Annotated in this window: 11 protein-coding genes, 1 tRNA gene and 1 pseudogene; 6 read left to right on the forward strand and 7 right to left on the reverse strand. The window is 50.5% G+C overall.

Annotated features, from left to right (window positions below; all coding sequences use genetic code 11):
• Positions 1–3: 3 nt before the first annotated feature.
• The 5 genes and pseudogenes from N4599_RS03600 to N4599_RS03620 form a co-directional block, all read right to left on the reverse strand.
• Positions 4–972 (reverse strand): annotated as a pseudogene (locus tag N4599_RS03600) (cation:proton antiporter domain-containing protein).
• A 21-nt stretch (positions 973–993) separates the two neighbouring features.
• Positions 994–1323 carry a hypothetical protein gene (locus tag N4599_RS03605; protein ID WP_191363965.1) on the reverse strand — a complete coding sequence of 110 codons (330 nt, stop codon included), beginning with the start codon at positions 1321–1323 and terminating at the stop codon, positions 994–996.
• 62 nt (positions 1324–1385) lie between these two features.
• On the reverse strand, positions 1386–2237 hold the full coding sequence (locus N4599_RS03610; RefSeq protein WP_260902468.1) for an NAD(P)-dependent oxidoreductase: 852 nt from the start codon (positions 2235–2237) through the stop codon (positions 1386–1388).
• 130 nt (positions 2238–2367) lie between these two features.
• Positions 2368–2438, reverse strand: a tRNA-Gln gene (locus tag N4599_RS03615).
• A gap of 74 nt (positions 2439–2512) precedes the next feature.
• Positions 2513–2992: a DUF7679 family protein gene (locus N4599_RS03620; protein ID WP_191363963.1), complete on the reverse strand. Its 480-nt coding sequence runs from the start codon at positions 2990–2992 to the stop codon at positions 2513–2515.
• 189 nt (positions 2993–3181) lie between these two features.
• Between N4599_RS03620 and N4599_RS03625 the strand changes: the two genes are divergently transcribed.
• The 3 genes from N4599_RS03625 (at position 3182) to N4599_RS03635 (ending at position 5732) form a co-directional block, all read left to right on the forward strand.
• The gene (locus N4599_RS03625) at positions 3182–3790 is read left to right on the forward strand and encodes a hypothetical protein (protein WP_260902053.1); all 609 of its coding nucleotides are present in this window, start codon (positions 3182–3184) and stop codon (positions 3788–3790) included.
• A gap of 216 nt (positions 3791–4006) precedes the next feature.
• Entirely contained in the window at positions 4007–4726 is a 720-nt protein-coding gene (locus tag N4599_RS03630) for a matrixin family metalloprotease (RefSeq protein ID WP_260902055.1), read from the forward strand.
• 88 nt (positions 4727–4814) lie between these two features.
• Positions 4815–5732 (forward strand): EamA family transporter, encoded by a 918-nt coding sequence (locus N4599_RS03635; RefSeq protein ID WP_191363960.1) that lies wholly within the window; start codon positions 4815–4817, stop codon positions 5730–5732.
• Positions 5733–6011: 279 nt separating this feature from the next.
• Here N4599_RS03635 and N4599_RS03640 read toward each other — a convergent pair whose 3' ends face one another.
• Positions 6012–6320 carry a winged helix-turn-helix transcriptional regulator gene (locus tag N4599_RS03640; protein WP_003712772.1) on the reverse strand — a complete coding sequence of 103 codons (309 nt, stop codon included), beginning with the start codon at positions 6318–6320 and terminating at the stop codon, positions 6012–6014.
• 126 nt (positions 6321–6446) lie between these two features.
• On the opposite strand from N4599_RS03640, the gene N4599_RS03645 reads away from it, so the two are divergent.
• Positions 6447–7049 carry a nitroreductase family protein gene (locus N4599_RS03645; RefSeq protein WP_003712762.1) on the forward strand — a complete coding sequence of 201 codons (603 nt, stop codon included), beginning with the start codon at positions 6447–6449 and terminating at the stop codon, positions 7047–7049.
• Between the two features lie 125 nt (positions 7050–7174).
• Here N4599_RS03645 and N4599_RS03650 read toward each other — a convergent pair whose 3' ends face one another.
• Positions 7175–8095: a helix-turn-helix domain-containing protein gene (locus tag N4599_RS03650; protein ID WP_260902058.1), complete on the reverse strand. Its 921-nt coding sequence runs from the start codon at positions 8093–8095 to the stop codon at positions 7175–7177.
• Between the two features lie 213 nt (positions 8096–8308).
• On the opposite strand from N4599_RS03650, the gene N4599_RS03655 reads away from it, so the two are divergent.
• Entirely contained in the window at positions 8309–10363 is a 2055-nt protein-coding gene (locus N4599_RS03655) for a glycoside hydrolase family 31 protein (RefSeq protein WP_260902060.1), read from the forward strand.
• A 12-nt stretch (positions 10364–10375) separates the two neighbouring features.
• Positions 10376–11734: an SLC45 family MFS transporter gene (locus tag N4599_RS03660; RefSeq protein WP_260902062.1), complete on the forward strand. Its 1359-nt coding sequence runs from the start codon at positions 10376–10378 to the stop codon at positions 11732–11734.
• The last annotated feature ends 10 nt before the right edge of the window (positions 11735–11744 follow it).

An 11744-nucleotide genomic window follows, 5' to 3' on the forward strand; every position in this document is an offset into this window, starting at 1 on the left:
ATCCTAGATTGCTCCTTCTGAAAGGTCGGGCTGCAAAATAAACCGAAAAACTACTGACGGCACCAGCATACTTAGCAATACCAGCATTGTTTCCGTCAAAACAACAAACTGAAACTGCTGGTCGGTCAAACTAGCCGCAATCGAAAAAGCCAGCGCAAGCGTAATCGCCCCGTGAACCCCGCCCAGCGCAAATATCACACCGCCGCGCGGGCCCATTTTAACGAGCACGCCATATGCAAACCGCACCGCCAACGTTACCAGGTAAATCAAGAATCCGGCCGCCAGCCAGCGCAAGTCCACATTATTCGCTACCAGCAAATCTGCCCTTACAATTCTGACAATCATAACCCCTAGGACGACAAAAATCAGGTTATTCAAAATATCACGCACTAAATCAATCAGCACTAGCGAATTATGGTACTGGCGGGGATGGTCAAACCTGCTCCGCGAGCTTTCGCTATTCTGCATCAATCCCGCACAAACCACCGCAATGATACTCGACACCCCTAATTTTTCGGCAACGAAGTAAATAATAAACGGGGTAATCAGAAATAGCATAATTTGCGCGTTATAGGTTGAACCAGCAAAATTGCGCAGACCGCGGCGGAAGCTGATCATCAGCAATGCAATCGCAATTCCCACAATAACGCCGCCACCCGCTGCCCGCAGGAAGTTTAATACCGCCACCTGGTACTGAAAATGGCCGTCACGGAGCTAAAGCACCATTGCTTCCAGCAAAACGATTCCGCTAGCATCATTAAAGAGCGATTCCATCCGCAGCAACCTCTCCTGCCGCTCTGGAACGATCCGCCCCTCTGAAACGGTCTCGGTCGCCGTAGCATCAGTCGGGGTGCTAATCGCCGCCAAAACGAAGGCAATCGCCAAGGGAATCCCCAACAATGATACCGCAAAGCCGGCAATCACCAGTGAAGCCACCACCAATAGCACCGCCGTCGAAATCAAAAGGGCCATTCCACACACCTGCTTTCCCGATTATTCATAAGAAAGTTCCAACATATAAAGATGCCGCTTGGGTAAGTGGGCGGTCGTCACCCAGGCATCACGGTAACTCTTTGCATTACCGTTCGTCATTTGAAAGTAATAGTCCAGCAGGTCACCGTTCTTCGCCACAAAATCATTCGACAGACGGTTGACCATCAGCCGCATATCAGGAAAGTAAAAGCCGCTATCCGCAATTTTCAACTCATCCGTAAAGAAAAGCATCACCGTGTTAGTGTAGCGGGCCTGCACCTCTTTGATCAGCTCTGGGTGGTGTTTGAGCTTAGTCAGGACATAATAGATTGAATCAGAATTACTTGCCATTTTTCTTCTCCTTAGTCAAATCAATTAGTAGCAGGAACCAGCGAACGCGTCCCGCACTCCTGCTAATGCCACCACAGTTTTACGAGGGCCTGGGTACCATCATCCCCTAGGCCATCTTGGTCCACCAGCAGTTCATACAACCGCTTTGCTTCAGCAGTCGCCGGCAACTGTATCTGCAACCGTTCCGCCTCAGCAAGGGCAATTCGCAGGTCCTTTAAAAAGTGCTTTGCAAAGAATCCCGGCGTATAATCATCCCGCAAAATCCGGGGAGCGTAGTTGCTAAGGCTCCAATTAGCCCCTGCTCCGCCGCCGACCGTCCGAACGACTTCCGCCAAATCCAGCCCTGCCCGTTGAGCGTACACTAGCATTTCAGTCATCCCAGTCATCGTTCCGGCAATCATAATCTGGTTGGCCATTTTGGCGTGCTGACCGCTGCCGGCGGGACCGAAATAATGCTGTGAACTGCTAAATTGCTCCAGCACCGGCATAATCTTTTCCACTACCGCCTGCTGGCCACCGAGCATCACCGTTAGGGTGCCCTTTTGCGCGCCTACATCCCCACCAGACACCGGTGCGTCAACCACCTGGTCTGCTGCCTGAGCCAGCTTTTTCGCCAAACTCGGACTGCTGGTCGTCATGTCCACTAGGATTTGATCCTTCGTTGCCGCCGCTAGAATACCATTGGGTCCGTAATAAACTTGTTCCACGTCGGTTGGGAAGCCCACCATCGTGAAAACGATCTCGTTGCCAACGGTAGCTGCTGCTGGAGTCTCCGCCCAGCTTGCACCGTTTGCTAATACCGCTGCGGCATGTTCCTTCGTCCGGTTATAAACCGTGACCTCATTGCCATGGCGCAAAAGATTATTGATTACGCCGGTCCCCATGACGCCGGTTCCGATAAAGCCGATTTTCATCATACTCATCCCTTCATGCAGATGTTTACTCATATTTTACCAGCTTCCCGGTGAAACAGGCCAGCCAGCTAATCGTTGGTACAAAAAAAGTCCTATCAAACCATTTCTGATTTAATAGGACCAATCAAGATTGGGAATACTGGGTTCGAACCAGTGATCAAGGATTCAGAGTCCTTTGCCTTACCGCTTGGCCAATTCCCAATTACGTTGCCATGCAACGATATTTACTATACTAGCAAATCCACTTTTCGTCAACCACTTTTTCAAATTAATTTTCAATTTTCCTGCTTGTGAAACCGTTCTTCCTGTTTTTGGATCAGCTCGCGGGTTCGCGCGGTAACCGCGGGGTGCCGGCGGCCATTTTGCCAGAAGTCCACGTCGGCCTTAATCTGCTCCTGACTCTGCTGGTCATAATCATGGCGGAGGAAGTTATAGTTAACCGTCGTACTCTGCTTTTCCCAAATCGCGGCCATAATAAACTGACTCCTGGTCCGCTGTAGCCCCTGAACCGCTTCGTCCCCGTCATCATAGGCAGCTACCGCCACCACTTCCGCCGTCGCAATCGGCGGCTGCACACTATTATCTGGCAGGTAGGGCGCTACCGGAACGTTGATCAGCGCTTTAATCATTACTTCCTGCCAGTTTTCCCGGGTCGCGTAACGGTGTGCCAGTCCAGGCTCAACATCGTTTGCCAGTAGATACTGCCGCTCCTCACCCCAGCTTAACTTCACCTGCACTGTAAATACGGTTGCCATTTTCATTCCCTCCTCGATTTTCAGTGATATTATACCGCAGCTCGCAATAGAATGCTCACTAGTTAGCAAAGATTATAAGAATTATCAAAATAAAGAGTTGCTACCCCTCCCAATTTTTTATGATATATTCTCATACGGAATTTTAAGTCGGTTATTGAAGTTAACAGTATCGTAAGGGGTATAGTCAAAATGGAAAGTAAGAATACTTCCACTAAGAAAAATTATTTGAATCTTTTAGTTGTTGTTTTTACTCCCGCTATAGTTTTTACTATTCTGGGCCTCTGTTTTATGATTCCAGGTCTATTTGCTTCAAAGTCTACTGGACAAATAGATAAAGATACAGCAAATGATTTAGTTGGTACTTATTACGCCAAAACTAATGGTATTCGTTATCAAAAGTTAACAGTATCTAAAAGCCATCCTGACACCATAACCATACCTAATATGGATAATACAGCACAAGAGACATACAAGGTTTACTACTACAATGATGTAAGTTCAGATAAGTACAGCGATGTAGGGGCAATGACTCAGGATGGAAAGCCAGCAAAGGCTTTAACCTTAAGCAATCAAAATGGAAAAGAAGCTGAAATGACCGTAACTGACTTGACTAATGGTTCAACGGAGCACTGGTCTACAGATAAATTTGGCCATGTAAATGCCTTAACTGACTATTATATTGGTTCATTCTCTGATGAAAACGATACGAAAGGAGCCTTTTTTGACCTCGGTGAAAAAGATGGCCAAGATTTCATTAATTTACATTGGACCAATGCTACCCAACATTTTGTCAAATAAAGATATAGGCAGAAAGGTGCACGCAAAAAACGTGCATCTTTTTTAGTCACCGTTTTTTTGTATAGGTAGTATTATTTCAAGCATTAGGAATAATAGGGCGAGAACTTTTTTCTCAAAGAATAACTACAAATTTTTGACACTCATCCTTTATTTAATTTGCATTCGACAGTGGACTAATGGCGTTAAATTTCATAAACTAAGACTACCCAAAGGAGGATGAAGATTATTAAACGGCACCACTTCTTGCTAAGCCTGTTCTATTGCGGGCTTTTTATCTGGCTAATTGCTCTTTACCAAGGCAGCCCTGCCTTCCAGCAAACCGTCAACTCAGTAGTTGGCCGTGCTCAGTTATTCACACAGCAACAGGTTAACCATTTGCTCGGTAAAAAGGTTGCCGTGAAACAGCAAAATAGTAGCCAGGCCGAGAGCAAGGGCACAGTTACCGACGGGCGCTGGCCGGAAAATAGCACCACCATCTACATTGACCTCAGCAACCCGACCCTGCGCGCCGCCACCACCAAGGCCATTGACCAGTGGAATCAGACCGGAGCCTTCACCTTTCGGCGGGTACAAAGCAAAACGGATGCCAACATTATAGTTACCGCCGTCGACAGGCAGCAAAACGGGGCAGCCGGTCTGACCAACACCAAAACCGACGCGACCACTGGCTACCTGCTGCATGCCGATGTCCAGCTAAACGCCGGCTACCTGCTTAATGCCAACTACGGCTACTCCCCGCAACGGATTGTCAACACGGCCGAGCACGAACTGGGTCACGCGATCGGCCTCCAGCATACCAACGCGACCTCGGTTATGCAACCAGCGGGTTCCTTCTACCCGATCCAGTCCACGGACGTTGAAGCGGTGAAACGTCTCTATCAAAAGCGTCCCCACCCCGCAGACCAGCAAACTGTCCAGCACGAAACTAGTCGGTAATAGCAGTTAGCTTGCCTTTGCTGCCACCGCGTTCACGAGTATGTTAGAATATCCCTTGGGTAAATTTATAGATTGAGAGTGAATGCGCATGAAAAATAAAAAAGCTCTAGGAATTGCTATGGTGATTACGGCCTGCACCTTCTGGGGGATTTCGGGCCTGTTTGCCAAGGGACTCTTCAACGTCAGTTCTTCCATTACTTCCCTCTGGGTGACCCAGAGCAGGATGACCGCGGCCGGAATCCTGCTGGTCCTCTTTAGTTTAATCAAGGGCGACCACCCCTTTCGGATTTTCAAAAGTCCCCATGATACTTGGGTGATTTTCGCCTACGGAATTTTTGGCCTGGTTCCAGTCCAGTTCGCCTACTTCATGGTTGTCCAGTACGGGAACGCCTCTATCGCAACCATTCTCCAGTTTGTCGGTCCCTTCTTCATCATCGCCTACCAGGCAGCCTTTCGCCATATTCCACCACGACGGATTGAAATCATTTGCGCGATCATTGCCTTCATCGGGGTCTTCACAATTGCTACGCACGGCCGCTTTAACGAGCTAGCCGTGACCCCGGCAATCCTAATTTGGGGGCTGATTTCCGCCATTGGGGTCGCCACCAACACCCTGATTCCGCAAAAGATGCTTCATGAAGGCCGGGTTCCTTCCCTGGTCATTACCGCCTGGGGCTTGCTGTTCTCCGGCATCGTCCTCCTGGCTATCCACCCTGCTCAGCCCCGCGTTCCCAACCTGCCAGTCGTCTGGTTCTGCTGGCTCGGTGTGCTGATTATCGGTACCCTGATTCCATTCCAGCTCGCTAACAACGCCTTAAAATACATCGACGCGACGACCTTTAGTTTGATGGACGCCTTTGAACCATTATCCGCTACGATTGGCTCTGTCCTAATTTTCCACCTCAATATGACTGGAGCAGACATCATCGGCTCGATTTTGGTCATCATTGCCGTTCTGGCGCTAAACGTCCGGATTCCCAACCATGTCCCGGGAAATAAAAGTTAACCGCTATAGCCGTTCCCCGGGAACTACGAAGTCCCCCCTCATTAAATACAACGGGAGTAAACTACTACGCCGGTACATTTTTATCTTTAAAACAGCTAAGGAGGCTGTGACATAAGTACTATTACTTAGTTAAAAGACGAACAGCGCAGTACACAAAGGGGCTTCAGCGCTCGGCAAAGCCGAACTATGAAGCCCTCTTTGTGCTTGCGGGGGCGTGAAGACGAAGTCATAAATGACTTCTGTCACGCTCCCTTTATTATAGTTAAAAGCTGATTGCAGCTAACCTCGCTGTCCCCACTCCTGCATTCCCTCAATAACCGGCCGCAACTGCTGGCCCCGGGGCGTCAGCGAGTAGCTAGTTTGGACCGGCACGGTAGCCGTCACCTTCTTTGCAATAATCCCCGCTGCAACGAGCTCTCTCAGTTGCAAGGCCAGCATCCGCCGGGAACAAGCTGGCAACAATTTTTCTAATTCGTTAAAACGACAATTCGGATGTTCCAGCAGCATCATGATGATTGGTCCCTTCCACTTACCAGCAATCTGCTGCAGAGTATGATCAATCGGGCAGTTATCAATTGCTTTGGCCACTTGTCCTTCCCCCTTTTGACATTAATTTTAGCACACACTAGCTAGTGAAAAATAATTCACGCCTTGTCTATCTATGATTATGGGTTACTATTAGTAAGTAATAACCCTAAAGGAGGATGACTACTCATGAAATCAGAATTCAATCAACTGGCTGCCCAGCGGCGGTCAATTTATGCTTTAGGAAAGAACGTCACAGCGACACCTGAGGAAATCTACGAACTGGTAACTACGGCAGTCCGCAATTCCCCAAGCGCCTTCAATAGCCAGACCGTGCGCGCCGTAGTCTTATTTAACCAGGCGAGTGATCAGGTTTGGGATATCGTCGAGGAAACATTAGCAAAAATCGTCACTGACCCAGCGGCTTTTGAAAAGACCAAGCAAAAAATTGCCAGCTTCCGGGCTGGTATTGGTACCGTCCTCTACCTAACAGACACCAGCAGCGTGCACAAACTTGAAGAGCAGTTTCCCGCCTACGCTGCCAACTTTGCTCCATGGGCAGAACAGGCAATTGGCGGGAGCCAGCAGGCGGTGTGGACAGCACTTGCTGAGCAGGGAATCGGCGCTAGTTTGCAGCACTACAACCCCCTGATTGACGACGCAATTCACCACGCCTTTGACCTCCCTGCCGAGTGGCAGCTTAGAGCGGAAATGCCGTTCGGATCAATCGAAGCCCCCGCTGGTAATAAAGATTATTTAGATGAACAACAGGTATTCAAGCTCATTAAATAGGCACTGTGCAGTGAAGCTAGCCTGCTAATAGCATTATCCAGTAATCGAATTACTCCCCTTACCTCAAAGACCCCCGCAAGTGACAGTTCAGTCCTTGCGGGGTCTTTTTTATAGTAAGTTTGTACCTACCGCCTTGCCTCACGGGTCCTAGTATCATTCAGGAGAAAGTCGTCCATGTACTGCTGCCGATACTGGGTCGGCGTTTGGCCCAGCTGCTTTTTAAAACAACGCAAAAAATACTTTTCATCATTGAAGTACGACTGATCCGCAATTAGCTTGAGGGGCAGGTTTGACTTCAAGAGGAGCCCGCAGGCAATGTCCAGCTTTTTCTGCAAAATCAGCCGGGAAGCCGTCATTCCGGTCTCCTTTTTAATCAGACGGCTGACGTACCGATAGTTCATTTCAAAATGGTCGGCCAATCCCCGAACCGTCAAATCGGCATCCAGGTGACTGCTCAGCCAGTCAATAATCTCTGTCGCCTTAGGGTTGGCCCGTGTTAAATGGTGCAGCCCCGTAATAAAGTCATTGGTAATTTCAAGCATCAGCTCAGTAATCGCATACGACGGCAGTGCTTCCGTATAGTAGTTCCCGCGAATCAGCAGGAGGGTCTGCAAACACATCGTATTGATCCGGTTAAATTCCCGAATTTGATAATACTGGGGCAAAATCACGTTATTTGCCAGCCGTCCCAAATCGTAACGGTCACGGATTGCATCCGCAACGTGCTGGTAGGCAACCCGTTCTTCACTATCCTTAGGGAAAAACTGAATCCAGTAACAGGTAACTGGGGCCTCGACCCCCACTAGCTCCAGCCGGGTATGGGGCGCCACTAGCAGACAGCTGCCCCGCTTGAGCACCTGCTCTTGCTGCTCCCAGCTCACCCGGCATTGACCACCAGCACAGATTAGCAATTCATAGGCGTCACCCAGTTCAAAGAGTTTGGACGCCTCTTCCCCACCGAGGACTAGTTGGCCCGAAGCATAATGGTGGAATGGCCGGTCACTATTAAAGAGGTATACGTCATGGTTACTTTTGTCCACTTTCACGGATATCTACCCTAACATTCATCTACTTTTTGGCGCTATTAGTTGGCTAAATCGACACTTATGTCCAAATTATAATTCATTTTACCACCTTTTCGTCCATTAAAACGGTTACATTTAAGGACCAGCAAAGGCTACATTATTAGTGTAAGTTGATTTAAGCAATTAGTGCTTTGGCAATTATTATAACAGATTGTATTGAAGGGAAGACTTTATATGGCAGTAATTAAAAAAGCAGCAAATGGTTTGTACTGGGAGCACGCTGCCGAGCAGGTTCTCATCCAGCCGTGGGGTAAGGACAGCCTGCGTTTCCGGGTAACTAAAAACAGTCACTTTACACCCGACCAAGACTGGGCACTAGCCTATTCTAAGGAACACACTGGCAGCTACGACCAAATTAAACTCGACGAAGAAGCCAACAGCTGTGCGATCAGCAATGGCAACATCACCGCCAGCATCAACCGCTTTGGCTGGTTAACCATCACCAACCAGGATGGCAAAGTCCTCTTGGAAGAGCGCTGGCAGGTCAAACCGGGTGGCAAAAAGACCAGTCCCCTCGGCATCCCCGGCCGGGAGCTCAAACCGATTATCGGTGGGGACTACCAGGCAACTCTGCGCTTGGAGGCCTTTGACGACGAAAAAATTTACGGAATGGGGCAGCGGCAGGAAAAGCAGCTCAACTACAAGGGTTGCATCCTTGAACTTGCCCAGCGGAATACCCAGGCAACCGTTCCCTTTGTCCTCTCCAACCGGGGTTACGGCTTCCTGTGGAATAATCCCGCAATCGGTCAGGTCACCTTTGCCAATAACGAAACTAAGTGGGAAGCTCGGGACACCGACCAGCTTGACTTCTGGGTAACGGCCGCGGACTCACCAGCCCAAACTGTCGAAAACTACACGGCCGCCACCGGGAAGGTCCCGATGATGCCGAAATTTGCCAGCGGCTTTTGGCAATGCAAACTGCGGTACAAGACCCAGGAAGAGCTGCTGAAGGTGGCCCACGAGTATAAGGACAAGGGCCTGCCCATCAACGTAATCGTCATTGACTTCTTCCACTGGCCTAATCAGGGTGAATGGAAGTTTGACCCCAAGTATTGGCCAGATCCAAAGGGGATGGTCGACGAGCTAAAGCAGATAGGGATCAAGCTGATGGTTTCCATCTGGCCGACCGTCGACGTCAACAGTGAAAACTATGACGAGATGAACGACAAGGGCTACCTCGTTCGGTCCGAGCGGATGTACCAGGATTCTTACCACTTCATGGGCAACGAAACCTTCTTCGACGCCACTAATCCGGGTGCCCGCAAGTACGTCTGGGACAAGGCCAAGCAAAACTACTACGACAATGGCGTGCGGATGTTCTGGCTCGACGAAGCGGAACCGGAGTACGGTTTCATGTACGACTTCGACCACTTCCGCTACTACCAGGGTCCCGCCCTCAAGCTCAGCAACGTCTACCCGCTTGAATATGCCAAGGCCTTTTATGAGGGTCAGAAGGCCGCCGGACAAAAAGACATCGTGAACCTCGTCCGCTGTGTCTGGGCCGGCAGCCAAAAGTACGGGGTCGTCCTCTGGTCTGGTGACGTCCACTCGACCTTTGAGTCGCTGCAAAAGCAGGTGGTCGCTGGGCTAAACGCGGGCTTATCTGGCATTTCCTGGTGGACTACCGATATCGGTGGTTTTACCGGTGGCAACGTTCATGACCCGCAATTCCACGAACTGCTGACCCGCTGGTTCCAATTCAGGACCTTCTGCCCGGTCATGCGCCTGCATGGATTCCGGGAGCCCGCAGAACAGACGATTGAACACGCCGACCGGATGTTTAACCAGCCATTTGGCAGCGGGGCCTTTAACGAAATCTATAAGTACCCGCGGCCAACCTACGAAATCCTACGCAAGTACCTCTTCATGCGGGAAGCCATTCGCCCGTACGTCATGGAGCAGATGAAGGAAGCCCACACAGACGGCACGCCAGTCATGCGGCCCCTCTTCTATGACTTCGCTAAGGACGGCCAGACCTGGGATATTTCGGACGAGTACATGTTTGGCCCAGACGTTTTGGTTGCCCCAATTCTTCACGCTGGTCAGACCAAGCGAGATGTTTACCTGCCAGCGAGTGAGGACTGGATTGATGTCAACACTAAGCAGACCTACCATGGCGGCCAGACCGTCACCGTTGATTGCCCAATTGACACCCTGCCCCTCTTTACCCGTGCTAGTCATCCCCTCGACAGTTTGCTCAACTTCACCGTTCCTGCTGAAAAGGACTAGGGGGTGGCAGTCATGAATAAGCAAAAGACGAAACAAGTCAACCTCGACGCCGGCCTGCCCGACCTCTCAAAATGGGTCATCTTTTCCATTACCTTTGGCTTTCTCGGAATCAACATGGGTTTCTCACTCCAAAGCTCTCAAATGAGCCGGATTTTCCAGTCGATCGGGGCCAACCCGAATAGCCTCGGCTTCTTCTTCATCTTTCCCGGGCTAATGGGAATGATTGGCCAGCCATTGATTGGGAAGTACTCTGACCGGACTTGGAACCGCTTTGAACGGCGGATGCCCTACCTCCTGTTTGGGGCACCGATTGCGGCCCTGGTCCTGCTAATGCTGCCGTTCTCTGGCTCCCTCGGCTTCGGCTACGGTTCGATGGCCGCAATGGTCTTTGCTGCCTTTGCCGTCTGCTTCATGGACCTCTTCAACAACATCTGTATGCAGCCCTTCCGGATGATCGTCGGTGACATGGTGAACAACAAGCAGAAGAACTTCGCCTGGTCCCTCCAGCAAATCTTCTTCAACGGTGGGGGCATCCTGGCCTCCCTGCTGCCCTTTATCTTCACCGCTTGTGGAATGCACAATACGGCGAAGCGGGGAGTAGTACCGGATACCGTTATCTACGCTTACGTGGTCGCGGCGGCCGTCCTGCTGATTACCAGTATGTGGACCGTCTTCAACGTTAAGGAATACGATCCCCAGACCTACGCTAAGTATCACGGGATCAACCCCCAGGACAACCAAAAGTCCGTCAGCCTCTGGCATCTCACGAAGGTCGCTCCCCGGGCCTTTTGGGAACTCTGTCTGGTACAGTTTTTCAGCTGGGTCGGCATCATGTATGTTTGGACTTACGCCACCGGCACCCTCGCGAAAAACGTCTGGCACACGACTGACCCGACCAGCGCCGGCTTTCAAGCGGCCGGCAACTGGTACGGAGTCCTCACCGCCATTCTTAGTATCGCCGGAATCTGCTGGGGCTTCCTCTACTCCCATGCCAAGACGACGACGCGGAAAAAGTGGTACGCCACCGGCCTCGTGCTCGGCGGAATTGGCCTGGTAATGGTCTCCCTGGTCCACAGCCAGTGGCTGACTGTACTGGCCTTCATTCTCTTTGGAATCTGCTACTTTACGATCCACACCCTGCCGTTTACCCTCCTGACCTCTTCGCTCAACGGTGAAAACGAAGGTGCCTACATCGGTCTTTTTAACATCGGCATTTGCCTCCCGCAAATCGTGGCGTCCCTGCTCAGTTTCGTCATCTTCCCGTTAGTTGGTCACAGCCAGCCGATGATGATGCTGATTGCCGGCCTCTCGCTCTTTTGTGCCGCCATCGCGGTCCGGGGAGTTCACGAGGGGGTCGCTGTCAAAGGTTAAATCGAAAAGA

Source organism: Limosilactobacillus oris (assembly GCF_025311495.1).
Lineage (GTDB): Bacteria > Bacillota > Bacilli > Lactobacillales > Lactobacillaceae > Limosilactobacillus > Limosilactobacillus oris_A.

Coding starts and splice junctions, on each gene's coding strand:
- N4599_RS03605 (WP_191363965.1), bottom strand. CDS start 1,323: ATGGCAAGTAATTCTGATTCAATCTATTATGTCCTGACTAAGCTCAAA.
- N4599_RS03610 (WP_260902468.1), bottom strand. CDS start 2,237: ATGAAAATCGGCTTTATCGGAACCGGCGTCATGGGGACCGGCGTAATC.
- N4599_RS03620 (WP_191363963.1), bottom strand. CDS start 2,992: ATGGCAACCGTATTTACAGTGCAGGTGAAGTTAAGCTGGGGTGAGGAG.
- N4599_RS03625 (WP_260902053.1), top strand. CDS start 3,182: ATGGAAAGTAAGAATACTTCCACTAAGAAAAATTATTTGAATCTTTTA.
- N4599_RS03630 (WP_260902055.1), top strand. CDS start 4,007: ATGAAGATTATTAAACGGCACCACTTCTTGCTAAGCCTGTTCTATTGC.
- N4599_RS03635 (WP_191363960.1), top strand. CDS start 4,815: ATGAAAAATAAAAAAGCTCTAGGAATTGCTATGGTGATTACGGCCTGC.
- N4599_RS03645 (WP_003712762.1), top strand. CDS start 6,447: ATGAAATCAGAATTCAATCAACTGGCTGCCCAGCGGCGGTCAATTTAT.
- N4599_RS03655 (WP_260902060.1), top strand. CDS start 8,309: ATGGCAGTAATTAAAAAAGCAGCAAATGGTTTGTACTGGGAGCACGCT.
- N4599_RS03660 (WP_260902062.1), top strand. CDS start 10,376: ATGAATAAGCAAAAGACGAAACAAGTCAACCTCGACGCCGGCCTGCCC.